Below are 25,717 nucleotides of genomic sequence, written 5' to 3'. Positions count from 1 at the left end.
CTATTGCGGCAGCCGTGAACAACTGGCGTCGGGACAACCTCACGACGCACCCTCCTCCGACAGCCTGCGGCTCCCCGCCGCAGGGCTACGGAATGCTAGCGAAGGTGATACCCGGAGCAACGGGTCCAGTGCGGGTCAAAGTGCGGTCCGTCAGGGGGAGCGTGCCGTCGAGCGCCGCGAGCACAGCGTCACGGGCGAGCGGCAGCACCTCCGCGACCGTGACGTCCCGGCCCAGCTCGTGCGACAGGGAAGCGACGCCCGCGTCCTTGATGCCGCACGGGATGATGTCGCCGAACGCGTCGAGGCTCGCGTTGCAGTTGATCTCGAAGCCGTGCATGGTCACGCCGCGCTGCACGCGGATGCCGATGGCGGCGACCTTGCGCTCCGGGCCGCGGTCGTCGGCGGGGAGCCACACGCCACTGCGGCCCTCGACCCGGCCGGTGTGCACGCCGAGCTTGTCGCACACGTCGATCAGGCCCTGCTCGACGCGGCGCACGTAGTCGACGACGTCGATCGGGTCGGAGAGCTTGACGATCGGGTAGCCGACGAGCTGACCGGGGCCGTGCCAGGTGATCTTGCCGCCGCGGTCGACGTCGATGACCGGGGTGCTGCCGCCGCGCGGGCGCTCCTCGTCGAGGGTGCGCTTGCCGCAGGTGTAGACGGGCGGGTGTTCGAGCAGCAGCAGCGTGTCGGGGCCGGTGCCACCCGCACGCGCCTCCGCGAGCTCCTTCTGCAGGTCCCACGCCGCCAGGTAGTCGATGAGCCCCAGCTCACGGACGACGACGGGGTCTGTCGAGGTGCGACACGAGTTCACGACCCGACGTTACCAACCCCAGCGCCATGGCGGCCAAGAGACCGACGCCCGTCACACCGAGCACGGCGCCCACGACGTCGGTGGCCCAGTGCATCTCCAGCACGATCCGCGCGAACCCCGCCACCAGCACCGCGATCGCCGCCCACAGCACCCCGCGCTTCAGGATCACGACCAGCGTGAACCCGACGGAGGCGACCGCCACGGTGTGCCCGCTCGGATAGCTCGGCAGGTGGTACTCGACCGGCCGCACGCGGTCGAACAGGAACCTCGTCAGGATGGTCGCGCAGCAGATCCCGTGCAGCGCCAGCGCCTTCCACAACCGCGCGTCACGGCGCTTCCACGCCAGCACGAACAGCACGGCCGCGAACGCCCAGCCGATCGTCGGCCCGAGCACGAGGCTCACCGCGAACGCCGTGGCCTGCAGCCACTCCGGCCTCGGCAGCCCGTCGTGGACCCACAGGTCGAACGCCGTCCTCTCGGGGAGCCCGACCAGGATCCACGAGACGATCAGCGCCGCCGCCACCGCACGCGTCATGCGACCGCCGCGGTCAGCGCCGCCGGCAGCGCCGGGTGCAGGAAGTGGAACCCCTTGCTCTCCAGCACCTTCGGCGTGAGGCCGGGGCCGGTCAGCAGCAGCTCCTGCGCCATCTCCCCGCCCAGCACCGTCTTCAGGGCGAACGCGGGCACCGTCCACGGCGCAGGCCGGCCCAGCGCCGTCCCGACCGCCTTGGTGAACTCGGCGTTCGTCACCGGCGTCGGGCCCACGACGTTCACCGGCCCGCGGACGTCGTCGTGCTCGACGACGAACCGGTAGGCGGACACGACGTCGTCGAGCGACACCCATGGGAAGTACTGGTCACCCGTCCCGAGCTTGCCGCCCAGGAAGAACTGGAACAGCGGCTTCAACCGGCCGAACACTCCACCCGACGGTGAGATGACCACGGCCGTGCGCATGAGCACGACGCGCACGCCGCCCTCCTGCGCCGCGGACGTCGCCGCCTCCCAGTCCTGCGTCAGCCGCGACATGAACGTGTGGCCGGCCGGGGCGTCCTCGTCGGCGAGCCGCGAGCCGGTGTCGCCGTAGTAGTGCGCGCCCGACGAGCTCACGAGCGTCGGCACGCCGTGCTCGACGCACGCGGCGGACAGCACCTCGGCCGGCACGATCCGGCTGTCGTGCAGCACCTGCTTGCGCGCGTCGTCCCACCGCTTGTCGCCGATGCCCGCTCCGCAGAGGTTGATGACCGCGTCCACGTCGTCGAACGTGCCGTCGTCGATCCGCCCGGCGTACGGGTCCCACCCCCGTTCGTCGGGCGCGGTGGGCTTGCGGCGCACCAGCCGCAGCACCTCGTGCCCGGCGGCGCGCATGGACGCCACCAGGCTCGTTCCGATCAGACCCGATGACCCCGCGATGACGACTCGCATGACCTAGATCGTTCCGCACAGGGGCACCGCGTGCACAGCCGCAGCAGACATAACGGACCCAGGATGTGCCGAAGGCCACCCCGGCTAAACCGGGGTGGCCTTCGCGTCACTCTTCGGTGAGGTCCGGGCTACCGGACGTCAGCGCTGGTCAGAGACCGAGGTCGGCCTCGAACGCGCCCTCCTCGAGACGGTTCTTGACCGTCGTGAGGAAGCGGCCCGCGTCCGCACCGTCGACCAGGCGGTGGTCGTAGGTGAGCGCGAGGTACATCATCGAGCGGATCGCGATGGTGTCGTTGCCGTCCTCGTCGGTCATGACGACCGCGCGCTTCTTCACGACGCCGACGCCCAGGATGCCGACCTGCGGCTGCTGGATGATCGGGGTGTCGAAGAGGGCGCCGTTGCTGCCGAGGTTCGTCAGCGAGAACGTGCCACCGGCGAGCTCGTCCGGCGTGAGCTTGTTCGAACGGGCGCGCGCCGCCAGGTCACCGATCTTGTGGGCGATGCCCGACAGGTTCAGGTCACCGGCGTTGTGGATCACGGCGTTGAGCAGGCCGCGCTCCGTGTCGATCGCCAGACCGAGGTGCTCGGCACCGTGGTAGGTGACCTCCTTGCGCTCCTCGTCGATCGACGCGTTGAGCACCGGGTGGGCCTTGAGGGCCTCGATGGCGGCCTTCGCGAAGAACGGCAGGAACGTGAGCTTGGCGCCCTCACGAGCCTCGAACGCCTTCTTCGCCTGGTTGCGCAGGCGGGCGATCTTGGTGACGTCGACCTCGAACACCTGGGTGAGCTGGGCCGACTGCTGCAGCGACTCCCGCGTGCGCTGCGCGACGATCTGGCGCAGGCGGGGGAGCTTCTGCACGGTGCCGCGCTTGCCCGAGTTGTCGACCGCGGCCGGGGCGGCGGTGCGCGCGGCCGGAGCGGCAGCCGGAGCGGCGGCGGGCGCCGGAGCCGGGGCCTTCTTGGCCTCGACGGCGGCGAGCACGTCCTGCTTGCGAATGCGACCACCGACGCCGGTGCCCTTGAGCGAGCCCAGGTCGATGCCGTTCTCCGACGCGAGCTTGCGCACGAGCGGGGTGACGTACGGCGTGCCGTTCGCGTCGTCCGAAGTGGACGGTGCGGCGGCCTGCGGGGCCGGGGCGGCGGCCGGAGCCGGTGCCGGGGCGGCCTGCGGGGCGGGAGCCGGCTTCGGGGCCTCCTCCTGCTTCGGCTCGGGCTTCGCCTCGGGGGCGGGCGCGGCCTGCGGGCTGCCGGAACCGACGACGGCGAGCTTGCCGCCGACCTCGACGGTCTCGTCCTCACCGGCGACGATCTCGAGCAGCGTGCCCGCGACCGGCGACGGGATCTCGGTGTCGACCTTGTCGGTCGAGACCTCGAGCAGCGGCTCGTCGACCTCGACGCTGTCGCCGACCTGCTTCAGCCAGCGGGTGACGGTGCCCTCGGTGACGGACTCGCCGAGCGCGGGCATCGTGACGTCGGTGCCCTCGGCGGACCCACCGGACTGCGCCGGGGCGGGCGCCTCGGGAGCCTCCTGGGCCTCCTCGGCGGGCTGCTGCGGGGCCGGCTGCGTCTGCTGCGGCTCGGGCGCGGACTCCTGGGCCGGGGCGGGCGCGGGTGCGGAGGAACCGCCGTCACCGTCACCGATGACCGCGAGCTCACCGCCGACCTCGACGGTCTCGTCCTCCTGCGCGACGATCTTCTGCAGGACGCCGGCCGCGGGGGACGGGATCTCGGTGTCGACCTTGTCGGTGGACACCTCGAGCAACGGCTCGTCCACCTCCACCCGGTCGCCTTCCTGCTTCAACCACCGGGTGACCGTGCCCTCGGTGACACTCTCACCGAGTGCGGGCATCTGGACGGAGAAGGCCATTGTTCGCTGACTCCTCGTGCTCTCGTGTGGCTGACTTTGTGTGGGGAACGGTCAGCCGTGCACGTGCAGCGGCTTGCCGGCCAGGGCGAGGAACGCCTCGCCGAGGGCTTCAGTCTGGGTCGGGTGGGCGTGGATCAGCGGAGCCACGTCCTCCGGGAAAGCCTCCCAGCTGTAGATCAGCTGGGCCTCACCGATCAGTTCGCCGACGCGCTCGCCGACCATGGTGATGCCGACGACCGGGCCGTCGGGCGCCTTGACGAGCTTCACGCCGCCGGCGGTCTTGAGGATCTGGCTCTTGCCGTTGCCCGCGAGGTCGTAGACGAACGTCTCGGCGGAGCCGTACTTCTCCTTCGCGGCGGCCTCGGTGAGACCGACGGAGGCGACCTCGGGCTTGCAGTAGGTGACGCGCGGGATGCCCGCCTCGTCGATCACCTTCGGGTTCTGGCCCGCGATCTCCTCGGCCACGAAGATGCCCTGCTGGAAACCGCGGTGCGCGAGCTGCAGGCCCGGCACGATGTCGCCGACCGCGAAGACGTTCGGGAGGTTCGTGCGCAGGCGCTCGTCGGTGATCACGAAGCCGCGCTCGATCTTGATCCCGGCCTCCTCGTAGCCGTGGCCCGCGCTGTTCGGGCCGCGGCCGACCGCGACGAGCAGCAGGTCGGCGTCGAGGACGTCGCCGTTCTCCAGCGTGACGGACACGCCCGAGTCGGACTGGGTGGCGCCGGTGAACTTCACGCCGGTCTTGAACTTGATGCCGCGCTTGCGGAACGCGCGCTCCAGCTGCTTGGACGCGTACTCGTCCTCGGCCGGGACCAGGCGGGGCAGGGCCTCGACGATGGTCACCTCGGCGCCGAACGAGCGCCACACGCTCGCGAACTCCACGCCGATGACGCCGCCGCCCAAGACGACGACCTTCTCCGGGATGAAGTCCAGGTTGAGCGCCTGGTCGCTGGTGATGACCCGGCCGCCGATCTCCAGACCGGGCAGGCTGCGGGCGTACGAACCGGTCGCGAGGACCACGTTCTTGCCCGTGTAGCGCTGACCGTTCACCTCGACGGTGTTCGGGCCGACGAACGTGCCGGCGCCCTCGACCAGGGTGACCTTGTTGGCCTTGGCGAGACCCTGCAGGCCCTTGTAGAGCCGCGAGATCACGCCGTCCTTGTAGGAGTTGACGCCCGCGATGTCGATGCCCTCGAGAGAGGACTTCACACCGAACTGGTCGCCTTCGCGCGCGTTGTCCGCGACCTCGGCCGCGTGCAGCAGCGCCTTGGTCGGGATGCAGCCGCGGTGCAGGCAGGTGCCACCCAGCTTGTCCTTCTCGACCAGGACGACGGACAGGCCGAGCTCGGCCGCGCGGAACGCGCAGGCGTAGCCACCTGAACCACCGCCGAGGATGACGAGATCGGCGTTGGTGGCCGACTCCAGTTCCGGCGAAGTCACTTCGGATCTCCTCGGGATTACTTACTACGCGCGGGTGCGCGCGAGGTACGCGGCCATCTTGTCACTAGTTGCCGGAGCGCGGTGATCCGGCATGGACCACCACGTCACGATCCTGATCATTCACCTACTCATAACACCCTTTCCTGGCACGATGGTGGAGGCAAGCACAGGAGGTGCTCGATGGGGTTGTTCGACCGTTTCCGCAGGAAACCGCGCCCAGGTGTGCTGCGCACCGCCTCGAACCAGGACACGAGCCACCTCGAGCAGTGGACGAAGGCCCGGCACGGCGTCGAGGCGTACGTGGAACCGAAGACCACGGTGACCGAGACCACTGTGGTCCTCGTCGCTCACGACGGCGAGTGGACCCGCCGCCGGGTGGCGTCCCCGGACGCGGCGCGGTCGTTCGCACGCAAACTCGGCATGCCGATCTACGACGCGGGCATCGTGGGTTACCCGAAGCGCATGCGCGACTACACGGCGCGCAAAAAGGCCTCGGGCGAACTCTAAATCCGCACGGTCGGCTCGTGCCGCACCGGGAAATTGACGCTCGCGGCGATGAAGCACAACGCGTGCGCTTTCTCGTGCAACGCCTGCGCGGTCTCCCGGGTGGCGGGGTCCGCGACGGTCACGACGGGGTTGAGCTGCACCTCCGTGAACCGGCCCGACCCGTCCGGGTGCTCGGCCATCGTGCCGGTGGCGTGGTCGCGGTAATCCGTCACGACGACACCGTTGGTCGCCGCGAGGTGCAAATACCAGAGCATGTGGCATTGCGAGAGCGACGCGACCAGTAATTCCTCGGGGTTGTAGCGGCCGCGGTCCCCGCGGAAAGCGGGGTCGGAGGAGCCGAGAATCGTCTCCTTGCCCTCGACCCGGATCTCGTGCGCGCGTTCGTAGGACCCGTACCCGGAGGTGCCGCTCCCGGTGTTGCCGGTCCAGACGACGTCGGTCTCGTAACGATGCGTCCCCATGTGGAAATACTCCTCGCTCGGGGCGCCGCGGGACAGTCCCGGAAAACCGGTGCCGGTCCGCCTCCACACGCGACCGTCCACGCCGGACGGTCGGCCGACGGGGGGAACCTTCTGACAGCACGACAACCGGGGGAGTGGGCGTGAGGTTCGGAAGACTGCCGATCGACGAGCAGGTCGAGGTGCTGAAGGAGGTCCTCGGGCACAACGAGGTGCTGACCGAGGTGCTGGAGGGCGCGGCCGAACTGGACCTGCCGGGGTGGTACCTGACGGCCGGGTGCGTCTTCCAGACCGTGTGGAACGTGGTGACCGGCCGGCCCGCGACCGAGGGCGTGCTCGACCACGACCTGTTCTACTTCGACGCCTCCGACCTGTCCTGGGAGGCGGAGGACGCCGTGATCAGGGCGGGGAGTAGCCGGTTCGGCACCACGGCCGTCGAGATCCGCAACGAGGCTCGCGTCCACCTCTGGTACGAGGCGAAGTTCGGGGTGCCGTGCCCGCCGCACGACTGCACCGAGTCCGCCATCGACTCGTTCGCCGCGACGACCTGCTGCGTCGGCGTGCGGGTCGAGCCCGGCGGCCGGTGGCGGGTCTACGCGCCGCACGGCCTGTCGGACGTGTTCGACCTCGTCGTCCGGCCGAACCCGGTGCTGGCACCTCGCAGCGTCTACGAGGCGAAGACGGCCCGGTGGCGCGAGCAGTGGCCCGAGCTCGCGGTGCTTCCCTGGCCGTGAACGCGAACGGGCGGGGACCCCGCAGGATCCCCGCCCGTCCTCCAGCCGAACCTCAGCCGTTGGCCGCGATGTCCGCGAGCACGGCCGCGATCGTGCGGACCGGGACACCGGTGCCGCCCTTCGAGGTGTAGCCGTACGGCCCACCCGTGTGGAACGCCGGACCGGCGATGTCGATGTGCGCCCACTGCACGCCCTCGGCGACGAACTCGCGCAGGAACAGACCGGCCGCGAGCATGCCGCCCCAGCGGTGCCCGGTCACGTTCGCGAGGTCCGCGAGGCGCGAGTCGAGGTCCGCGCGCAGCTCATCGGGCAGCGGCATCGCCCACGCCGACTCGCCGACGGCGGTGCCGATGGCGGCCACGCGGTCGCGGAACTCCTCCGAGCCCATGACGCCCGACGTGCGCTTGCCCAGCGCCACGACCTGCGCGCCGGTCAGCGTCGCGGTCTCGATCAGGTAGTCGGGGCCGTCCTCGCACGCGCGCACGATGGCGTCGGACAGGATCAGGCGGCCCTCGGCGTCGGTGTTGAGCACCTCGACGGTCTTGCCGCCGTACATGGTCAGCACGTCGCCTGGGCGGTACGCGTCACCGGACGGCATGTTCTCCGCCATCGGGATCGACGCGATGATCTCCAGCGGGTACTTGAGCTTCGCGGCGAGCACCATCGTGGCGACGATCGCGGCGGCACCGGACATGTCCGAGGTCATCTCGTCCATGTTCGCGGCCGGCTTGATCGAGATGCCGCCGGTGTCGAACGTGATGCCCTTGCCGACGAGCGCGACCTTCTTCGTGGCCTTCGCGCCCTTGTACGAGATGCGCACGAGGCGCGGCTGGCGGGTCGAGCCGCCGCCGACGCCCAGGATGCCGCCGAAGCCCTGCTTCTTCAGCGCCTTCTCGTCGAGCACCTCGACGTCGAGACCGGCGGCGGTGGCGAGCTTCGCGGCGCGGTCGGCGAACGAGCCGGGGTAGAGGTCGTTCGGCGGCGTGTTGATGAAGTCGCGCGCGATGGCGACGGACTCGGCGATCGCGACGGCGGCCTTCAGCGCGGCCTTGTTCTCCTTGGAACCGGCGGCGTGCAGGTCGACCTTCGCGACCGGGCCCTCGCCCTTGTCGGACTTGTACTCGGTGAACGAGTAGGCGCCGAGCAGCGTGCCCTCGGCGGCGGCACCGACGTGCAGCGCGGCGAGCGTGTTGACCGCGCGCTTCTTGCCGGCCAGCGCGCGGGCGGCGACACCGGACGCGCGGCGCACCTGCTCCTCGCCCGCGGTCTTGCCCAGGCCGACGGCCAGGACGAGCGGGGCGGCGATCTTGCCGAACGTGGGGACCTTCACCAGTTCGTCCGCCTTGCCGGACGCGCGCAGCGTGCCGAGCACGTCGAGCAGCGCGCCGTCGAACGCGGCGGCGACAGCGTCGGCACCGGGGGCGAGCTCCAGACCGTCCGCACCCTGCAGGGTGCCCACGACGACTGCGTCCGCGGCGGTGGTGCTCAGGTCACCTTCGGTGAGGGCCAGCTTCGGGGCTGTCACGTGCTGCTCCAGGGTTGTGCGTGCGAGGGCTCGGAATCGTGACCCATGCTAAAGGTCGGATTGGTCCACTCACGGGCAGGCCCGCCACGTTCGCCGCAATCCGTGACGTTCACAGTTGCTGACAGTGGCGATTCGCCCGTTTCACTCATCAACCGACCGGGTGGTTACGGCCGGATGCCGCATCTGAGAACGTGTACCGGTGACCCACAAGCCACGCGAGATCGTCACGGCGGTCGCGCTCGGTCTTCCCGCGGTGCTCGGAGCGGGGGTCTTCGCCGGATTCGCCCCAGCCGCAGGCCTTGCGGGCTGGTGGCTGCTCCCGGCGCTGGCCATCTCCGCGCTCGCCGCCCTGTGCTCGGCCTTCTCGACCGCGGACCAGTCGCGCGCGTACCCGGACGTCGGCGGCGGGTACGGCTACGTGCGCGCGCAGCTCGGCGTGTGGCCCGCCCGGATGACGGCGAGCGCCCACCTGCTCGGCCGGTGCGCGATCGCCGCCGCGGTGGCCTTGATGTTCGGCGCGTACGTCGTGCCGGACCGCCCGGTGGTCGGCGCGCTCGCCCTGGTCGTCACGACGGCGCTGCTCGGCGCGGCCGGCTTCCGCTTCACCGCCGGGGTCAGCCTGCTGGTGTCCGCGGTCGTGCTCGGCGTGCTGGCGCTGGTCGTCGCGGCGAGCTTCTCGATCCCGCCCGTGCCGTCCGCGGGCGAGGCGGGCACCGTCAACGAGCTCGTCGGCGTCGCCGGCCTGATGTTCGCTGCCTTCGCCGGGTTCGAACGGATCACCGCGCCGCTGCGCGGCGAGCGGCAGCACTCCCCGGCGGTGCTGAAGGTCGCGATCCCCGTCCTCGTCGGACTGACCTTCGCGGTGTGCCTGGCCGTCGGTGCCGGGGTGCTGCGCCAGCTCGGCAGCGCGCGCCTCGCGCTGTCCCCGGCCCCGTTGCGCGACGCGCTCGTCGCCGCGGACTCGGCCGCGCTCGTGCCCCTGGTGCAGGTCGCCGCGGCGGTGGCGGGGGTGGCGGCGCTGCACTTCGTGCTGCGGTCCGCGCACCGCACGCTGACCGGCCTGACCGAGGACGGCGACCTGCCGAGCCGCCTGCGGCCCGCCGTGCTCTCGCTCGTCGTGGTCCTCGCGTCCGCGCTCGCCGCCGTGCTGATGCCGTTCGACGTGGCGCTGGGCGTCGGGGCGTGCGGGACGTTGTTCTACTACGCCTTCACGAACGCGTCGGCTCGGGTGCTGCTGCAGAACGACCGCACGTGGCCCATGCGCACGGCCTGTCTCGGACTCGGGCTGTCGGTGCTGCTCGCGATGAGCATGCCGGTGCCCGCCCTGCTGATCTCGCTCGCGGGGCTGGGCGCCGGCACCGGGCTCATCGGCCTCACGTCAGCGCTGAGAAGAAGACGAGCAGCGTCACGCCCACACCCACCGCAAGCCCGTACAGCCGCCCGTTCGTGATCTCGGGCTTCTCCTTGGTGGCCGCCCAGTAGAAGAACAGGAAGGTCGAGGCGGCGAACACGGCCGCCACGATGCCGCCCGCGCCCCAGAGCGCCCAGCCCGCGAAGAACGTCACGCCGGTGCCCAGCACGAGCAGCGCGGCCTGGATGACGGTGCGCACGTCGGCACCCTTGGAAGATCTTTCCGGCTCGGTCATGGCCGGGGACTCTATCGAGTTCTACTTAGTAGGACGTCCGAGTTTTGGGAAGTGGATTTTCCGTATCCCGACCTGCGGGTTACCGTGCTCCCATGACGAGCGAGTTGCCTTTCACCCGGACTCCCCACCCGCACCCGGCGACCCCGGAGCGCGTAGCGGAGGTACTTGCCAAGCCGGGCTTCGGGCAGCACTTCACCGACCACATGGTGACGATCCGCTGGAACCGCGAGAAGGGCTGGCACGACGCCGAAGTCGGCCCGTACTCCACCCTCGCACTGGACCCCGCGGCAATGGTGCTGCACTACGGCCAGGCGATCTTCGAAGGGCTCAAGGCCTACCGGCAGCCCGACGGTTCGATCGCGTCCTTCCGCCCTGAGGCCAACGCCGAGCGCTTCCGCGCCTCGGCCCGCCGCATGGCGATGCCCGAGCTCCCCGACGAGCTCTTCCTGGAGTCCGTGCGGCAGATCCTCGCGGTCGACGACCGCTGGGTGCCGTCCGCCGCGGAGGAGTCCCTCTACCTGCGGCCGTTCATGATCTCCACGGAGAAGGGCCTCGGCGTGCGACCCGCGTCCGAGTACCTCTACGTGCTGATCGCCTCCCCGGCCGGCTCCTACTTCGCGGGCGGCGTCAAGCCGGTGAGCGTGTGGCTCTCGACCGAGTACGTCCGCGCGGCTCCCGGTGGCACCGGCGCGGCCAAGTTCGCCGGCAACTACGCCGCGTCCCTCGTGGCGCAGGCGCAGGCCGCAGAGAAGGGCTGCGACCAGGTCGTCTGGCTCGACGCGGTGGAACGCCGCTGGGTCGAGGAGATGGGCGGCATGAACCTGTTCTTCGTCTTCGGGGACAAGGTCGTCACGCCCGAGCTGACCGGCACGCTGCTCCCGGGCATCACCCGGAACTCGTTGCTGGCGCTCGCCTCCGACCTCGGCCTGTCCGTGGAGGAGCGCCGCATCTCGACCGAGGAGTGGGAGAAGGCCAACGCCTCCGGTGAGCTCACCGAGGTCTTCGCCTGCGGCACGGCGGCGGTCATCACGCCCGTCGGCCACGTCAAGCACGCCGGTGGCGAGTTCGACATCGCCGACGGCGGCACCGGCTCGGTGACGATGAAGCTGCGCGAGCGCCTGACCGGCCTCCAGCACGGCGCCGTCGCCGACACCCACGGCTGGATGACGACCCTCAAGTCCTAAGCGATCACCAGCACGGCCAGAAGCGCGATTTCGGCGGCAGCACCGAGCACATCACCGGTGATGCCGCCGAAACGCTTTCCGGTGTGCCGCACGAGTCCCCACACGAGCGCGAACGCCACGACGACGGCGAGAACCGCACGCCAACCGAGCGGAATCGCCGCTCCAGCGAGCACCACCCACGTGCCGATGACGATCCCTGGGTGCTGTGTGCCCGACACGAGCGCACCGAGCCCCTCGGGCCGTGCCGCGGGCACGCCGCGCAGGCAGCAGACGCCGAACGCCGCCCGGCTCGTCGCGAACGCGAGCAGCACGACACCCCAGTGGGCGTGGGGGAGCGCGGCAGCCTGCGCGCCCAGCACCACGATCAGCGACACGACGCCGAACGGTCCCGCGCCGCCGTCCTTCATGACCTTGAGCGCACGCTCGGGCGGTCCGTAGCAGCCGAGTCCGTCGGCGACGTCGGCCAGTCCGTCCAGGTGCATGCCGCGCGTGGACAACGCGACGGTGCCGACGGCGAGGAACCCCGCGACGAGCGCCGGTACGTCCGACACCGCCAGCAGCTTCAGCACCCCGACGACGAACGCGCCGAGGACGAGGCCGACGGCGGGCGTCCACGAGATGGCCCGCCCCGCCGCCTTGCGGTCGACGTCGTCGACGCGCAGCGGCAGGACCGTCAGCCAGGACAGTGCCAATTTCACGGGCAGAGCTTCATTCCTTGTTCGTGACCCCGGCGCTCTCGAACGTCGCCATCTCCGCGAGCACCTTGACCGCCGAGACCAGCAACGGCAGCGCCGCCACCGCGCCGGAGCCCTCGCCGAGCCGCATGCCGAACTCCAGCAACGGCTTCAGGTTCAGGTGCCCGAGCGCGATCGCGTGCGCGGGCTCGGCCGACTCGTGCCCGGCCACCCACCACTCGCGCGCACCCGGCGCCAGCTCCTCGGCGACGACGGCGGCCGCGCCGACGACGACACCGTCGAGCACGACGGGCGTCTTGCGCACCGCGGCCTGCGCGACGAAGCCGGCCATCGCGGCGAGGTCCGCGCCACCGGCCGTGGCGAGCAGCGCGACCGGGTCGCTGATCTGCAGGCGGGCCCGGCGCAGCGCGTCCCGGATCGCCGCCGTCTTGCGCATCCACGCCTGGTCGTCGATGCCGGTGCCGCGCCCGACCACCGCGACCGGTTCCGACCCGGTCAGCGACGCGATCAGCACGGCCGCGGGCGTGGTGTTGCCGATGCCCATGTCGCCCGCGACGAGCACGTCGGCGCCCGCGTCGACCTCCTCGTCGGCGATGGCCCGGCCGGCCGCGATGGCCAGTTCGCACTGCTCACGGGTGAGCGCGTCCTCGCGGTCGATCGATCCGGACGAGCGCCGCACCTTGTGCTGGCTGACTGCGGCGGGGGTGTCCGCGTCGACGGCCATGTCGACCACGCGCACGGTGGCGCCCGCGACCTGCGCGAGCACGTTCACCGCGGCGCCGCCGGTGAGGAAGTTCGCGACCATCTGGCCGGTGACCTCGCTCGGGTACGCCGACACGCCCTGCGCGGTGATGCCGTGGTCGCCCGCGAACACGACGACCCGCGGCCGCACGAACGGCTTCGGCGGCACGACGCCCTGGCAGGCGGCGATCCAGTTGCCCAGCTCCTCGAGCCGCCCCAGCGAGCCGACCGGCTTGGTCAGCACCGCGTGCCGGGCCTCGGCCTCGCGCAGAACGGTCTCGTCCGGCGGTTCAACCGGCGGGAACTCGGTGCTCACCTGTCGCTCCTATCGCAACTTCAGTCCGATGCCGGCGACGAGGAGGGTGACCTCGTCGCACACCTCGGCGACGCGCGCGTTGAGCGCACCGAGGTGATCGCGGAAGAGCCTGCCAGAGCGCGTCGAGGGGATGACGCCGAGGCCGACCTCCGCGGTCACGAGCACGAGCCGCGCCCGGCACGTGGCGACGGACCGCACGAGCCGGTCGACGTCGCGCGTGATCGCGTCCCCGCCGTCGCCCTCCCAGGCCTGCGCGTCGTCGAGGACGCCGACCAGCCACGTCGACAGGTCGTCGACCAGGATCGGCGGGTCCTCGTACTGGGTCGCGGTGAGCAGGGCGGGCAGGTCGGCCGGCGTGGACGCCTCGACCGTGTGCCAGGTGGACGGCCGGCGTTCGACGTGCGCCGCTATGCGCGCGTCCCAGTCCGGGTCGTCCGGGTACCTCCGCGCGGTGGCGACGTACGTCACGACCGGCTCGGTGAGCAGGCCCTCCGCGTGCGCTGACTTGCCCGAACGTGCTCCGCCGAGCACGAGCGTCCTGGTCGACAAGAGAGTTAGCCTTCGTCCGTGGAATATCGCTGGCGCTACCAGGATGCACAGGGACGGGACGTCACGGGCCCGGATGTGATGTTCGCGGACCAGACCGAGGCCGAGGACTGGTTCAGCGCCGGGTGGCGCGACCTGCTCGACGCCGGGGTCGAACAGGTCACGCTGCTGCGCTCGGAAACCGAGGTGTACGGCCCGATGAGCCTGCACCCGGCCGGCTGATCAGCCCTGGGCGGTGAGCCTCGGGTCGTCGGTGACGACACCTTCGAGGACCGCGTCGATCTTCTTCAGCAGTTCGGCGTCGAGCTTCACGCCGACCGCCTTCACGTTCTCCGTGACCTGCTCGGGACGCGACGCGCCGATGATCGCCGAGGCGACGTTCGGGTTCTGCAGCACCCACGCCACGGCGAGCTGCGCCAGCGTGAGGCCGGCCTCCTCCGCGATCGGCTTCAGGTTCTGCACGGCGGTGAGGACGTCGTCGCGCATCCAGCGGGCGATCATCTGCGACCCGCGCTGGTCGGTCGCCCGCGAGCCCTCGGGCAGGTCGCCGCCCGGCAGGTACTTGCCGGTCAGGACGCCCTGGGCGATCGGGGAGAAGACGATCTGCGAGATGCCCTCGCGCTCGCAGGTGGGGACGACCTGCGGCTCGATCACGCGCCACAGCATCGAGTACTGCGGCTGGTGGGAGACCAGCGGCACGTTCAGCTCCCGGGCGAGGGCCGCGCCGCGGGCGATCTGCTCGGCCGTCCACTCGGACACGCCGAGGTAGAGCACCTTGCCCTGCCGGACGAGGTCCGCGAACGCCGTCATGGTCTCTTCGAGTGGAACGGTCTCGTCCCACCGGTGTGCCTGGTAGAGGTCGACGTAGTCGGTCTGCAGGCGCTTCAGGGAGGCGTTCGCCGACTCCATGATGTGCTTGCGGCCCAGACCGCGGTCGTTGGGACCACCGGGGCCGGTCGGCCAGTAGACCTTCGTGAAGATTTCGAGGGACTCGCGGCGCTCGCCCTTCAGCGCTCGCCCGAGCACCGACTCCGCCGCTGTGTTCGCGTACACGTCGGCGGTGTCGTAGCTGCTCACGCCCGCGTCGAGGGCCGCGCGCACGCACGCGGTGGCGGCGTCCTCCTCGATCTGCGAGCCGTGGGTGAGCCAGTTGCCGTACGTGATCGCGCTGATGTTCAAGCCGCTACGGCCCAGACGTCGAAACTCCATACCGGCAGCCTAGACCAGATCTTTCGTGCTGCTAATGAAATTCCGGTGCGTGCCACACCAGGGACCACCGCCAGAACAGGCGCCGCCGGATCCGCGCGCCGGGCACGATCCCGGCCGCCGCCGCACGGATCTCGGGCAGCGTCGGCGCGGTCGTCACGACCGGCATCTCGGGGTCGTGCGGCTGCTCGCGGCTGCCGCGCAGGAACTTCCCGAGACCGACGAGCGCGTTCGCGGGCAGCGTGACGAGCTCCATCGCGCGGTCCGCCCAGGTCGCCGCCCGGTACAGCCCGACGACGACCAGCGTCCCGCCCGGCGCGGTCAGCCCGGCAAGTCTCGTCAGACCCTCTAACAGAGGTAAGTGGTGCAAGCTCGCCTCGGCGGTGACGACGTCGAACCGGCCGAGTTCGCAGGTGAGCACGTCGCCGTGGATCCACCGGACCTCGTCGCTCGTCGCGCTCGCCCGTTCGATCATGCGCGCGCTGGCGTCGATCGCGGTGACCTCGCGGGCCTCGATCGAGCGGGCCAGCGCACCGAGGCCGCAGCCCACGTCGAGCGCCGAACCCGCCCGCGACGGCAACTGCCGGAGCAGCCACCGGCGGTACCACGCGTTGTGGTCCCACCGGAGGATCTCCGGCAGCTCGAGCCTTCGAGGCTTCTCGCGCACTACTTGATCGCGTCGCCCGGCTTCACGTGCGGCTTCGGGACGCGCAGCTTGCGGATCTGGCTCGCGCGGATGAACGAGTACCAGCCGATCGACAGACCCTTGATCGGCTCGGTCGGGAACTTCGCCCGGACCCTCTTCGTGACGAGGCGGCCGAGCACGATGCCCTCGATGACCATCGCGATCAGCATGAACGTGGTCGCGAGCGTCGCGTACCGCTGCACCGCGAGCGACGGGGTCAGCAGCGCCACGAACACCAGGATCGCGAGCGGCATGAACAGGCCCATGAGGTTGCGGCGCGAGTCGACGAGGTCGCGGATGTACGCCTTCACCGGTCCGCGGTCGCGCGGCAGCAGGTACTTGTCCTCGCCCGCCATCATGCGCTGACGGCGCTCGACGGCCGCGGCACGGCGCTCTTCCTTGCTCACCTTGTTGCCGCGCATGCGCTTGAACGCCTCGCGCTGCGTGCGGGGAGGAGGCGGCACCGGACCGGTGCGCCTTCCCTGCGCCTCACGGCGCTTCGGCGTCGGCCTGCCCTTGCCCACCGAGGTGGTGGAGTCGGCGGCTTCGGCGGTCGACTCGGTGACCGGGGCTTCGGTGGCGGCGTTGCGACGCAGGAACCTCACGGCACCAGGGTAGGACAGGGGTTCTTCTGTACCTTTCGCGAGGTGCGCGTACTCATCGCTCCGGACTGCTTCGGCGGCACCCTGACCGCCCGCGAGGCCGCCGACGCCATCGCCACCGGCTGGCACGACGCCAAGCCCGGCGACGTCGTCACCCAGCGCCCCCTCGCCGACGGAGGCCCCGGCTTCGTCGACGTCCTGCACGCCGCCACGGGCGGCGAGATCCGCTCCGTCAGCGTCACGGGCCCGCTCGGCGACCCGGTCGACGCCCGCTGGCTCAGCGTCGACCGGGTCGCCTACATCGAGTCCGCCGAGGCCTGCGGCCTGCACCTGGTGCCCGCCGACCTCCGTCCCCAGCACTGCGAGACGGCCACCACGCGCGGCGTCGGCGAGCTCATCGCGTCTGCGGCGGCCGACCACGACGTCATCACCGTCGGCCTCGGTGGCTCCGGCACGACCGACGGCGGCGCGGGCATGCTCGCGTTCCTCGCCGAGTCGGGCGTCGACCTGTCCCACGTCTCGCTCGTGGCCGCGTCCGACGTCGAGAACCCGCTCCTCGGCCCACACGGCGCCGCGCGCACGTTCGGACCGCAGAAGGGCGCCTCCCCGGAAGCGGTCGAACGCCTCGAAGCGACGCTGGCCGCCATGGACGTCCTTGCCCCCGTGGCCGACGTACCGGGCGCCGGAGCCGCGGGCGGCCTGGGTGCCGCGCTCCTGTCGTTGGGTGCGACGGTCGCGTCGGGCGCGGGCATGGTCCGCGAACTGACCGGCCTCGACGCCGCTCTCGACGACGCCGACGTCGTCATCACCGGCGAGGGCAGCTTCGACTGGCAGTCGCTGCGCGGCAAGCTCATCACCGCCGTCGCGGGCGGCGCGGCCGAACGCGGCATCCCGTGCCTCGCCATCGCGGGCCAGGTCACCGTCGGCCGCCGCGAGATGGGCGCCGCCGGCGTCCAGGCCGCCTACTCGGTGTCCGAGCACGTGGGCTCTGTGCAACAGTCGATTGCGGACGCCCGCAAAAGTGTCGTTGCAACGGCCAGGCACGTGGCCGCGCAGTGGTCGCGTTAGAGGGTCTAACGCGACCGACAGGCATATCGGCCCGCTCGAGCGTGGTCTACGTGACGTTCGACATGACGAGCTGTTGTGGGACCATGGGAGGCGGAACAAGGCGGGGAACGCCCGTGTTGTTGATGGGTGAACCGCCCGCAAAGGACCTCTTAGGAGAGCCATGACGACCGCTCAGGATGCCGCTTCGACCTCCGAGGCGCCGAGCCACGGCGTGACGCTGACCGATGCGGCCGCCGTCAAGGCCAAGGCCCTGCTCGACCAGGAGGGCCGCGACGACATGCACCTGCGCATCGCCGTCCAGCCCGGTGGGTGTGCCGGCCTTCGCTACCAGCTGTTCTTCGACGAGCGCTCGCTCGACGGTGACGCGATGGTCGACTTCAACGGCATGAAGGTCGCCGTCGACCGCATGAGCGCCCCGTACGTCGAGGGCGCTGTCATCGACTTCGTGGACACGATCGAGAAGCAGGGCTTCACGATCGACAACCCGAACGCCGGCGGGTCGTGCGCCTGCGGCGACTCGTTCCACTAAGGCGACCAAGCGCAGAGGCCGCGTTCCCGCATCGACGGGAACGCGGCCTCTCCGCGTGTGGACCGGAAATCCCCGCTCGGGGGACCGGAAGCCGGAAGGGTCAGACGCCGTAGTCGGCCAGACCTTCGACCTGGTGGGCGCACCGCTCGTCGACCTGCCACGGCGCGGCCGCGCGCGGGGCGGGGAGGGGGTGCTCGGGGTGGGTCAGAGCGAACGGGAGCTGCGCGCAGTCCTCGATCAGTTCACTCATCGTGGTCGCCTCTGGAATGGTCACTTTGTGACCGTATGACGGCTGTCTGACCTGCGGTAGTCCTACCAAACAGTAGTCTTCACAGCGGTACTCGTCCGGGTGAGTTGTCACTCAGCGCTACAGAGAGAAGAGGAGCCGACGTGCCCCTAGCCGTGTGCGGCAGCATCGCGACCGACCACCTGATGCACTTTCCGGGTCGTTTCGCGGACCAGCTGGTCGCGGAGCGTCTGGACCGCGTGTCACTGAGCTTCCTGGTCGACGACCTCGTGGTCCGCCGCGGTGGCATCGGCGCGAACATCGCGTTCGGCCTCGGCGTGCTCGGGGTCCGCCCGGTGCTCGTCGGCGCCGTCGGCAAGGACTTCGACGACTACCGCTCGTGGCTCGAACGGCACGGTGTCGACACGTCCGGCGTCTACGTGTCCGAGGTCGCGCACACCGCGCGGTTCGTCTGCACCACGGACGACGACATGTGCCAGATCGCCTCCTTCTACGCCGGCGCGATGGCCGAGTCCCGCAACATCGAGCTCTCGCCGATCGCGAACCGCGTCGAGAACCTCGAGCTCGTCGTCATCAGCCCGGACGACCCCGCGGCGATGCTCCGCCACGCCGAGGAGTGCCGTCAGCGCGGCTACAAGTTCGCCGTCGACCCGTCGCAGCAGCTCGCCCGCATGGACGGCGAGCAGGCGCGCGCGTTCATCGAGGGCGCCGAGTACCTCTTCAGCAACGACTACGAGTGGGAACTGCTGCTGCAGAAGACCGGCTGGACCGAGGCGGACGTCCTCGCCCGCGTCGGCAAGCGTGTCACCACACTCGGTGCCAAGGGCGTCGAGATCGTCGACCGCGACGGCTTCGCGCTGCACGTGCCGGCCGTCCCCGAGGTCGCGAAGACCGACCCGACGGGCGTCGGCGACGGCTTCCGCGCGGGCTTCCTCGCGGGCATCACCGCGGGTCTGAGCATCGAACGCGCCGCTCAGCTGGGGTCGTTCATCGCCGTCGAGGTGCTGGAGACCGTGGGCACGCAGGAGTGGGTGATCGAGCGCGAGTCGGCTCTCGCTCGCATTCGCGGCGCGTTTGGTCCGGAAGCCGCTGAGGAGATCGCCCCCGTCCTGCCATGATCGGACAATGGGGACGTACCTGTTCGGCGACGCCGATGAACCTCTCGATCCCAAGTTCGACGCGCTGAGCTCCCTGCTCGACGCGGGCACGTTCGCCCGCGTCGAGCAGCTGGGGGTCGCGGACGGCTGGCGCTGCCTCGAGGTCGGGGGTGGCGGCGGCACGGTCACGACCTGGCTCGCCGACGTCGTCGCCCCGTCCGGCCACGTGACCGTCACCGACATCGACGTCACCAGGCTCGAGGAACGCGACAACGTCACCGTCCTCGAACACGACGTGGTGTCCGACATCCTGCCCGGCAATGCGTACGACCTCGTCCACGCCCGCCTGGTGCTCTTCTACCTGCCCGCCCGCGACCTGGTCCTGCGCAAGCTGCGCGACTCGCTGCGGCCCGGCGGCTGGCTCGTGCTCGAGGAGTTCGACTGCCTGCCGCTCGACGTCCTCGCCGCCGCCCCCGACGACGCCAAGCTGATCATGCGGGTGAAGAACGCCCTGCTCACGTTGCTCGACCAGGCCGGTGCCGAACTGGCGTGGGGCGCGCGCGTCGAGAGCGCGCTGCACGACGCGGGCCTGCACGACGTCAGCGGCTCCCGCGACGTCCAGGAGTGGCAGGGCGGCTCGGCGGGGTGCCGCCTGCTCGCCGCGACGGCACGGTTGGTGCGGGCGAAGCTCCCGCTCACCGACGCCGAGTTCGACCGCTACCTGGACCTGATGGCGTCCCCGGAGACCGTTGTGAGCTCGTACGCGATCTGCAGCGCCCAAGGTCGCCGATAACGCGCAAGGGCCCCTCCGGAGAGGGGCCCTGACACCTACAGCTTGACCGGGTAGTGCGGTTCCGGCACCACCGGGTGGATGCGGTTCTCCACGAAGATGCCGTGCCAGATCATGAACACCAGCAGCGCCCAGATGCGGCGGCTGTGGTCGAGCACGCCCGAGCGGTGCTCCTCGACGAGGCGCAGCACCGCGGCCTTGTCGATGTACTGGTCGGTCTGCGACGACCGCACGATGTCGACCGCCCAGTCGTGCATCTCGTCCTTGAGCCAGTGCCGGATAGGCACCGGGAAGCCGAGCTTGCGGCGGTTCAGCACGTGCGCCGGCACGATGTCGCGGATCGCCTTGCGCAGCGCGAACTTCGTGGTGTCCTTCGTGATCTTCAACTCACTCGGGATCTGCGACGCGATCTTGAAGACCTCGGGGTCGAGGAACGGGACGCGCAGCTCCAGCGAGTTCGCCATGGTCATCTTGTCGGCCTTGACCAGGATGTCGCCGCGCAGCCACGTGAACAGGTCGACGTGCTGCATGCGCGTCACGGGGTCCCACGCCGCCGACTCGCGGTACGGCTGGGCCGTCGCGTCCATGTGGGACACCGCCGGGTCGTACGTCTTGAGCACCTGGCGCAGGTGGTCGTCGAGGAAGATGCGCGCGTTGCCGTAGTAGCGCTCCTCCAGCGTCAACGCGCCCCGGCGCAGCAGGTCCTTGCCGCGCACGCCGTGCGGGATCTTCGTCGAGACCTTGCCCATCGCCTTGCGCAGCGCGCCCGGCACCTTCTCGAACCCGGCCAGCGACAGCGGCTCGCGGTAGATCGTGTAGCCGCCGAACAGTTCGTCCGCGCCCTCGCCGGACAGCACGACCTTCACGTGCTGGCGCGCCTCGCGGGCGATGAACCACAGCGGCACCAGCGCCGGGTCGGCCACCGGGTCGTCGAGGTACCAGGTGATCAGCGGCAGGGAGTCCATCATCTCCTGCGCGCTCACCGTGCGGACCACGTGCTTCACGCCGATCAGCGCCGCCGACTCCGCGGCCACGTCGACCTCGGAGAAGCCCTGGCGCTCGAACCCGGTGGTGAACGTGATCAGGTCCGGGTTGTGCTCCTTCGCGAGCGCCGCGACCACCGTCGAGTCGATGCCGCCGGACAGGAACGAGCCGACCGTCACGTCCGCGCGCATGTGCTTCGCGACCGAGTCGCGCAGCGCGGCGGTGATCTCGTCGTAGAGCGCGTCGGCCTCGCCCTCGGTGCGGACCGTGCGGACCTTGAAGTTCGCCGGGAAGTACCGCTCGAACTTCGGCGACTCGCCCGGGACCAGCGTGAACGAGTGGCCCGACTCGACGCGGTTGATCGAGTCGTGCAGCGAGGCGGGCTCCGGCACGTACTGCAGCGTCAGGTAGTGCTGCAGGCCCTTGACGTTCATCTTCGGCGCGATGCCGATCGAGGAGGCGATCTCCAGCAGGATCTTCTTCTCGCTGGAGAACGCGACACCGCTCTGGCCCTGCGCCCAGTACAGCGGCTTGATGCCGAACGGGTCGCGGCCGCCGAACAGCACCTCGCGCTCGGCGTCCCAGATGATGAAGGCGAACATGCCGCGCAGCTTCGTGATCGCCGCCGGGCCGAAGTAGTGGTACGCCGCGACGATCGTCTCGGTGTCGCCGTCGGTGTGGAAGACCGCGCCGTGCTTCTCGGTGAGCTCGGCCCGCAGCTCCAGGTAGTTGTAGATCTCGCCGTTGAAGTTGATCGTGTACCGGCTCGGCGACTCCGCCGGCCCCCAGGTCAACGGCTGGTGGGAGTGCTCGATGTCGATGATCGCGAGCCGGTTGAAGCCGAACACGACCTCGTCGACCCGCCTGGTGCCGCTCTCGTCCGGGCCCCGGTGCCGCATGCAGCGCAGCGCCGCCTCCACGGCCGGGCGGGCGTTCTCGGCCTCGGTGTCGCTAGGGCATACAAGTCCTGCCAGGCCGCACAAGGCTCTTGCACCTCTCAAAAAACATGAAGGGGAAGACCACGGGGAAGTCCCCAGTATGCCGAAGGGGCTCTGTGTGACCGAAACTGCACCGCAGCGGCGGTGCCCCCGAGGGGTGAGCGGTGTCGTGCTGGGCTACGCTCCCGCTTGATCCGTTGGCATGACCAGTAGTTGTGAACGAGGAGGCGGGCGAGCAGTGGGCCTGAAGGAGGGCACCAGGGCATCCCGGCTGGTGAAGACCGCTGGGCTGGTAGGCCTGGTCGGTATCGGGGCCACCGGTTGCTCCACGGACGAGGTGCTGCGCTTCGGATGGCCGCAGGCCGTCACGCCGCAGGCCGAGAAGATGCGCGAGCTCTGGACCTGGTCCGTGATCGCCGCGCTCGTCGTCGGCGTCATCGTGTGGGGCCTGATCCTGTGGTCGGTGGTGTTCCACCGCAAGAAGTCGGAGGAGCTGCCGCGTCAGACGGCGTACAACCTCCCGCTGGAGATCGTGCTCATCGTCGTGCCGACGGTGATCGTGGCGGTGTTGTTCTACTTCACCGCCGTGACGCAGAACTACGTCACCGACAAGTCGGGCAAGCCCGACGTGAACGTCGACGTGATCGCGTTCCAGTGGAACTGGGAGTTCCAGTACCCGGACCACAAGACCGAAGAGGGCAAGGTCGTCAGCACGGTCGGCACCTCGGGTGAGATCCCCGTCATGGTGCTGCCGGCCGGCAAGCGCATCCAGTTCACGCTGCGCTCGACCGACGTCATCCACTCGTTCTTCGTGCCGGAGTTCCACTTCAAGCGCGACGTCTTCCCGCAGCCGGAGAAGAACAACCAGGACAACGTCTTCCAGATCGACCAGATCGACCGTCCCGGTGCGTTCGTCGGCCGCTGCGCCGAGCTCTGCGGCTCCTACCACGCGGTGATGAACTTCGAGGTCCGCGCGCTCGAGCAGGCGGACTTCGACAAGTACATCGAGCTCCGCAAGGAGGTCAACGAGAAGACCGGCAAGCCGTACACCACGGCCGAGGCCCTCTCGCAGGTGAACTGCGGCGAGCTGTGCGCGCCGCTCGCCACGACGACCACCCCGTTCAACACCGACCGGACGGCCCGCGAGGCCTCCGGCGCGGGCCAGAAGTAGGGACACGCCCCGCGATGAAGATCGAAGCTCGCGTATTCGACCTGGTGATGGCCTTCTCGTTCCTGATGGCCGTCGTCTACGGCTACTGGACGCACCTCGCGACCGGCCACGTCGAGCCCACCGGCACGGTGGCGCTCGCGCTGACCGGTGGCCTGGCCCTCATCACCGGCACCTACTTCCGGTTCGTCGCCCGCCGCATCGAGGTGCGGCCGGAGGACAACCCCGACGCCGAGGTGTCCGACGGTGCCGGTGAGCTGGGCTTCTTCAGCCCCGGCTCGTACTGGCCGGTCGGTCTCGCGGCCGCGGCGGCGACCACAGGTGTCGCGGTGGCGTTCTGGCACGTGTGGCTGCTCGTGATCGCCATCGTCATGGTGCTGATCATGGTCGGCGGCCTGGTGTTCGAGTACCACACCGGTCCGAACCACGACTGACAGTTGCTTCCGGCCGAGGCCCTCTCCCGCGTGGAGGGGGCCTCGGCCTTTCTGTGAGACATCGCACAGCACGCGAAAAGGCCCTTCCCGCACGGGAAGGGCCTTCGTCGTTCGTGCGGGGTCAGGCCGCCGCGGGCACCGGGGTCTTCTGGTACGCGTCGACGTACTCCTGGCCGCTCAGGTCCAGGATGCGGTAGATGATCTCGTCGGTGACGCTGCGCAGCACCGGCAGCGACTCCTGCATGCCGTCGTAGCGGCTGAAGTCGAGCGGCTCGCCGAAGCGCACCGTCACCGGGACGATCTTCGGGAACCTGCTGCCGACCGGCTGCACCTTGTCCGTGCCGATGATGCCGACCGGGATGACCGGGGCACCGGACTCGAGCGCCATGCGCGCCACCCCGGTGCGGCCGCGGTGGAGCCTGCCGTCGAGCGAACGGGTGCCCTCGGGGTAGATGGCGAACGCGTCACCGCGCGCCAGGATGTCCGCGGCCGTGTCGAGCGCGGCGCGGGCGTCGCGGCCCTTGCCGCGGTGCACCGGCACGTGGCCCAGCGAGGAGAAGAACCAGCGCGAGAGCCCACCCTTCACGCCCGTGCCCGTGAAGTACTCCGCCTTCGCGAGGAACGAGACGCGGCGCGGCACGACCATCGGGATCACGACGCTGTCGATGAAGCTGAGGTGGTTGGCCGCCAGGATGACGGGGCCGTCGGTGGGGATGTTCTCCAGACCGTCCACCACCGGGCGGTAGACAAGACGGGCTGCGCGCGCGACGACGTGCTTCATCACTGGGTAGAGGAGGGCCATGTCACCAGCATTCCAGGTGGTGGTTGCCACAGGGTTACCACGTGGTGCGCATCTCGGCCCCGTCACTCGCTCGGACTACGCCGGTGCGGCGGCCGTGCGAGCAGGGTCACGCGGCGGCGACCAGGTGTGACGAAACACGCCGGGAAGGCCCGGTTCACGAGGTCTGACGGCTTCGCGGCGTTCGTCCGGAGGAGCGGCGGGGCAGGTACCCCGCCGCCCGTCGGCTAGCTGTAGTGCCCTGAGACGTTGTCGACTCGGCTAATGGGTGGGTGTCCGCCGAGTGCGGTGTGGGCTCGGTGGTGGTTGTAGTGGTGCAGGAACTGTGGCAGGGCGTCGGCGCGTTGCTGGCCGCTGGTGAAGGCTTGGGCGTAGGCCCATTCCTCGGCGAGGGTGCGGTTGAAGCGTTCGGCTTTGCCGTTGGTTTGTGGCCGGTAGGAGCGGGTGAGGCGGTGGCTGGCGCCGATGTCGGCCATCGCTTGCGCGAAGGCGTGTGAGCGGCGGTAGGCCATGGCGTTGTCGGTCATGACCCGTTCGATGGCCGGGATGCCGTGTGTGGCGAAGACTTGTGCCGCGCGTCGGAGGAAGGTGGCGCAGGTGGTGGCGGTCTCGTCGGGGTGGATCTCGGCGTAGGCCAGGCGCGTGTGGTCGTCGATGGCGCAGTGGACGTATTCGTAACCGACGCGCGGTGCGGTGCGGGCGGCGTTGCGCTGGGCGCGGTCACGGCCGTGAACGCGCCAGCCGCCGCCGTCACGTAGCCGTCCGAGTTTCTTGACGTCGACGTGGACCAGTTCACCGGGGCTGGCTCGTTCGTAGCGGCGGATCGGTTGCCCGGTCGGGCGGTCGAGCCAGGCGAGTCGGGGTTCACGGTGCCGGGTCAGGACGCGGTGGGTGGTGGAGGCGTGCAGTCCGAGGATTCCGGCGATGCGAGCGGGTCCGAGCCGCCGGGTCCGGCGCAGGTGGAGGATCTGGGACTCGACTTCGGCTGTGGTGCGGCGGGGTGAGTGGTGTGGCCTGCTGGGCCGGTCGGTCAAGCCGGCGTCGCCTTCGAGCCGGTGGCGGCGGACCCATTTGTAGCCGGTGGCGCGGGAGATTCCCATCTCCGCGGCGACGTGGGCGACCGGGCGTCCCGCGGCGACACGCTCGACGAGCAGCCGCCGTCCGTGCACGGTCAGCCGGGCGTTACGGTGGTACACGAAGACCTCCGTTGTGCGGTGCAGACTTAGACACCTTCACCACACACGGAGGTCTTCCTCATGCTCAAGGCGACATGCC

29 protein-coding genes are annotated in these 25,717 nt (G+C 70.3%); 11 read left to right on the top strand and 18 right to left on the bottom strand.

All coding sequences use genetic code 11. The annotated features are described in order from the left end of the window. Positions 1-85 precede the first annotated feature (85 nt). From lipB to lpdA, 5 genes are all read right to left on the bottom strand, one after another. Positions 86-814 (bottom strand): lipoyl(octanoyl) transferase LipB, encoded by a 729-nt coding sequence (gene lipB, locus ABZX02_RS28820; RefSeq protein ID WP_355302550.1) that lies wholly within the window; start codon positions 812-814, stop codon positions 86-88. Next, on the bottom strand, positions 771-1,349 hold the full coding sequence (locus tag ABZX02_RS28815; RefSeq protein WP_355302548.1) for a phosphatase PAP2 family protein: 579 nt from the start codon (positions 1,347-1,349) through the stop codon (positions 771-773). The genes lipB and ABZX02_RS28815 overlap by 44 nt, the downstream gene beginning before the upstream one ends. Beyond that, positions 1,346-2,236, bottom strand: a complete 891-nt coding sequence (locus tag ABZX02_RS28810; RefSeq protein WP_355302546.1) for a TIGR01777 family oxidoreductase — start codon at positions 2,234-2,236, stop codon at positions 1,346-1,348. The genes ABZX02_RS28815 and ABZX02_RS28810 overlap by 4 nt, the downstream gene beginning before the upstream one ends. Positions 2,237-2,384: 148 nt before the next feature. After that, positions 2,385-4,103, bottom strand: coding sequence for a 2-oxoglutarate dehydrogenase, E2 component, dihydrolipoamide succinyltransferase (sucB, locus tag ABZX02_RS28805; protein WP_355302544.1), 1,719 nt, complete (start codon positions 4,101-4,103; stop codon positions 2,385-2,387). Positions 4,104-4,154: 51 nt separating this feature from the next. Beyond that, a complete protein-coding gene (gene lpdA, locus ABZX02_RS28800) occupies positions 4,155-5,543 on the bottom strand; it encodes a dihydrolipoyl dehydrogenase (protein WP_355302542.1) in 1,389 nt (462 codons plus the stop codon). Between the two features lie 180 nt (positions 5,544-5,723). Between lpdA and ABZX02_RS28795 the strand changes: the two genes are divergently transcribed. Then, positions 5,724-6,050: an oxidoreductase gene (locus tag ABZX02_RS28795; protein WP_355302540.1), complete on the top strand. Its 327-nt coding sequence runs from the start codon at positions 5,724-5,726 to the stop codon at positions 6,048-6,050. On the opposite strand, the gene ABZX02_RS28790 is transcribed toward ABZX02_RS28795, so the two are convergent. Next, positions 6,047-6,511: an OsmC family protein gene (locus ABZX02_RS28790; RefSeq protein WP_355302538.1), complete on the bottom strand. Its 465-nt coding sequence runs from the start codon at positions 6,509-6,511 to the stop codon at positions 6,047-6,049. The two genes, ABZX02_RS28795 and ABZX02_RS28790, sit on opposite strands and share 4 nt — an antisense overlap. A 140-nt stretch (positions 6,512-6,651) precedes the next feature. Between ABZX02_RS28790 and ABZX02_RS28785 the strand changes: the two genes are divergently transcribed. After that, the gene (locus ABZX02_RS28785) at positions 6,652-7,242 is read left to right on the top strand and encodes a nucleotidyltransferase family protein (protein WP_355302536.1); all 591 of its coding nucleotides are present in this window, start codon (positions 6,652-6,654) and stop codon (positions 7,240-7,242) included. A gap of 52 nt (positions 7,243-7,294) precedes the next feature. Here ABZX02_RS28785 and ABZX02_RS28780 read toward each other — a convergent pair whose 3' ends face one another. Further along, entirely contained in the window at positions 7,295-8,767 is a 1,473-nt protein-coding gene (locus tag ABZX02_RS28780) for a leucyl aminopeptidase (RefSeq protein WP_355302534.1), read from the bottom strand. A gap of 199 nt (positions 8,768-8,966) precedes the next feature. Between ABZX02_RS28780 and ABZX02_RS28775 the strand changes: the two genes are divergently transcribed. Next, positions 8,967-10,217 carry an amino acid permease gene (locus ABZX02_RS28775; protein ID WP_355302532.1) on the top strand — a complete coding sequence of 417 codons (1,251 nt, stop codon included), beginning with the start codon at positions 8,967-8,969 and terminating at the stop codon, positions 10,215-10,217. On the opposite strand, the gene ABZX02_RS28770 is transcribed toward ABZX02_RS28775, so the two are convergent. Then, complete coding sequence (locus ABZX02_RS28770; RefSeq protein WP_355302530.1) at positions 10,141-10,413, bottom strand: hypothetical protein; 273 nt, start codon at positions 10,411-10,413, stop codon at positions 10,141-10,143. The genes ABZX02_RS28775 and ABZX02_RS28770 overlap by 77 nt on opposite strands. A 92-nt stretch (positions 10,414-10,505) precedes the next feature. On the opposite strand from ABZX02_RS28770, the gene ABZX02_RS28765 reads away from it, so the two are divergent. Then, the gene (locus ABZX02_RS28765; RefSeq protein WP_355302528.1) at positions 10,506-11,597 is read left to right on the top strand and encodes a branched-chain amino acid aminotransferase; all 1,092 of its coding nucleotides are present in this window, start codon (positions 10,506-10,508) and stop codon (positions 11,595-11,597) included. Here the strand turns inward: ABZX02_RS28765 and cobS are convergent. Genes cobS through cobU form a run of 3 tightly spaced genes read right to left on the bottom strand, consistent with a single transcriptional unit; the run spans position 11,594 to position 13,898 of the window. Beyond that, positions 11,594-12,295 carry an adenosylcobinamide-GDP ribazoletransferase gene (cobS, locus tag ABZX02_RS28760; protein ID WP_355302526.1) on the bottom strand — a complete coding sequence of 234 codons (702 nt, stop codon included), beginning with the start codon at positions 12,293-12,295 and terminating at the stop codon, positions 11,594-11,596. The two genes, ABZX02_RS28765 and cobS, sit on opposite strands and share 4 nt — an antisense overlap. Positions 12,296-12,305: 10 nt before the next feature. Continuing rightward, positions 12,306-13,349: a nicotinate-nucleotide--dimethylbenzimidazole phosphoribosyltransferase gene (cobT, locus tag ABZX02_RS28755; protein ID WP_355302524.1), complete on the bottom strand. Its 1,044-nt coding sequence runs from the start codon at positions 13,347-13,349 to the stop codon at positions 12,306-12,308. A gap of 9 nt (positions 13,350-13,358) precedes the next feature. Beyond that, complete coding sequence (cobU, locus tag ABZX02_RS28750; RefSeq protein WP_355302522.1) at positions 13,359-13,898, bottom strand: bifunctional adenosylcobinamide kinase/adenosylcobinamide-phosphate guanylyltransferase; 540 nt, start codon at positions 13,896-13,898, stop codon at positions 13,359-13,361. Positions 13,899-13,916: 18 nt separating this feature from the next. On the opposite strand from cobU, the gene ABZX02_RS28745 reads away from it, so the two are divergent. Then, positions 13,917-14,117, top strand: a complete 201-nt coding sequence (locus ABZX02_RS28745; RefSeq protein WP_355302520.1) for a hypothetical protein — start codon at positions 13,917-13,919, stop codon at positions 14,115-14,117. Here the strand turns inward: ABZX02_RS28745 and ABZX02_RS28740 are convergent, their stop codons facing one another. From ABZX02_RS28740 to ABZX02_RS28730, 3 genes are read right to left on the bottom strand one after another with little or no spacing between them, the layout of a single operon-like run. Continuing rightward, complete coding sequence (locus ABZX02_RS28740) at positions 14,118-15,104, bottom strand: aldo/keto reductase family protein (protein ID WP_355302518.1); 987 nt, start codon at positions 15,102-15,104, stop codon at positions 14,118-14,120. It lies immediately after the preceding gene. A gap of 31 nt (positions 15,105-15,135) precedes the next feature. Next, entirely contained in the window at positions 15,136-15,768 is a 633-nt protein-coding gene (locus ABZX02_RS28735) for a class I SAM-dependent methyltransferase (RefSeq protein ID WP_355302516.1), read from the bottom strand. Beyond that, positions 15,768-16,391, bottom strand: coding sequence for a DUF3043 domain-containing protein (locus ABZX02_RS28730; protein WP_355302514.1), 624 nt, complete (start codon positions 16,389-16,391; stop codon positions 15,768-15,770). The genes ABZX02_RS28735 and ABZX02_RS28730 overlap by 1 nt, the downstream gene beginning before the upstream one ends. Before the next feature lie 42 nt (positions 16,392-16,433). Between ABZX02_RS28730 and ABZX02_RS28725 the strand changes: the two genes are divergently transcribed. Both ABZX02_RS28725 and ABZX02_RS28720 read left to right on the top strand, forming a co-directional pair. Further along, positions 16,434-17,456, top strand: coding sequence for a glycerate kinase (locus ABZX02_RS28725; protein ID WP_355302512.1), 1,023 nt, complete (start codon positions 16,434-16,436; stop codon positions 17,454-17,456). 160 nt (positions 17,457-17,616) lie between these two features. Continuing rightward, entirely contained in the window at positions 17,617-17,985 is a 369-nt protein-coding gene (locus ABZX02_RS28720) for an iron-sulfur cluster assembly accessory protein (protein ID WP_355302510.1), read from the top strand. Between the two features lie 100 nt (positions 17,986-18,085). Here the strand turns inward: ABZX02_RS28720 and ABZX02_RS28715 are convergent, their stop codons facing one another. Continuing rightward, entirely contained in the window at positions 18,086-18,259 is a 174-nt protein-coding gene (locus tag ABZX02_RS28715; RefSeq protein WP_355302508.1) for a hypothetical protein, read from the bottom strand. 158 nt (positions 18,260-18,417) lie between these two features. Between ABZX02_RS28715 and ABZX02_RS28710 the strand changes: the two genes are divergently transcribed. Next, positions 18,418-19,350, top strand: a complete 933-nt coding sequence (locus tag ABZX02_RS28710; protein ID WP_355302661.1) for a carbohydrate kinase family protein — start codon at positions 18,418-18,420, stop codon at positions 19,348-19,350. A 7-nt stretch (positions 19,351-19,357) separates the two neighbouring features. Next, positions 19,358-20,122 carry a methyltransferase domain-containing protein gene (locus ABZX02_RS28705; protein WP_355302506.1) on the top strand — a complete coding sequence of 255 codons (765 nt, stop codon included), beginning with the start codon at positions 19,358-19,360 and terminating at the stop codon, positions 20,120-20,122. 35 nt (positions 20,123-20,157) lie between these two features. Here ABZX02_RS28705 and asnB read toward each other — a convergent pair whose 3' ends face one another. After that, on the bottom strand, positions 20,158-22,086 hold the full coding sequence (gene asnB / locus ABZX02_RS28700; protein ID WP_355302504.1) for an asparagine synthase (glutamine-hydrolyzing): 1,929 nt from the start codon (positions 22,084-22,086) through the stop codon (positions 20,158-20,160). Positions 22,087-22,279: 193 nt separating this feature from the next. Here asnB and coxB point away from each other — a divergent pair, with 193 nt between their 5' ends. Continuing rightward, the gene (gene coxB, locus ABZX02_RS28695) at positions 22,280-23,212 is read left to right on the top strand and encodes a cytochrome c oxidase subunit II (RefSeq protein WP_355302502.1); all 933 of its coding nucleotides are present in this window, start codon (positions 22,280-22,282) and stop codon (positions 23,210-23,212) included. A gap of 14 nt (positions 23,213-23,226) precedes the next feature. Next, positions 23,227-23,643 (top strand): cytochrome c oxidase subunit 4, encoded by a 417-nt coding sequence (locus ABZX02_RS28690; protein WP_191303177.1) that lies wholly within the window; start codon positions 23,227-23,229, stop codon positions 23,641-23,643. 121 nt (positions 23,644-23,764) lie between these two features. Here ABZX02_RS28690 and ABZX02_RS28685 read toward each other — a convergent pair whose 3' ends face one another. Both ABZX02_RS28685 and ABZX02_RS28680 read right to left on the bottom strand, forming a co-directional pair. Beyond that, a complete protein-coding gene (locus ABZX02_RS28685; RefSeq protein ID WP_355302500.1) occupies positions 23,765-24,445 on the bottom strand; it encodes a lysophospholipid acyltransferase family protein in 681 nt (226 codons plus the stop codon). Between the two features lie 224 nt (positions 24,446-24,669). Further along, a complete protein-coding gene (locus ABZX02_RS28680) occupies positions 24,670-25,638 on the bottom strand; it encodes an IS481 family transposase (protein WP_355302498.1) in 969 nt (322 codons plus the stop codon). Positions 25,639-25,717 lie beyond the last annotated feature (79 nt).

It is taken from the genome of Lentzea sp. NPDC003310, from assembly GCF_040610935.1.
In the GTDB taxonomy this organism is placed as follows: domain Bacteria; phylum Actinomycetota; class Actinomycetes; order Mycobacteriales; family Pseudonocardiaceae; genus Lentzea.
The sequence above is the reverse complement of the archived record's forward strand: the minus strand, read 5'-3'. Positions and strand labels throughout refer to the sequence as shown.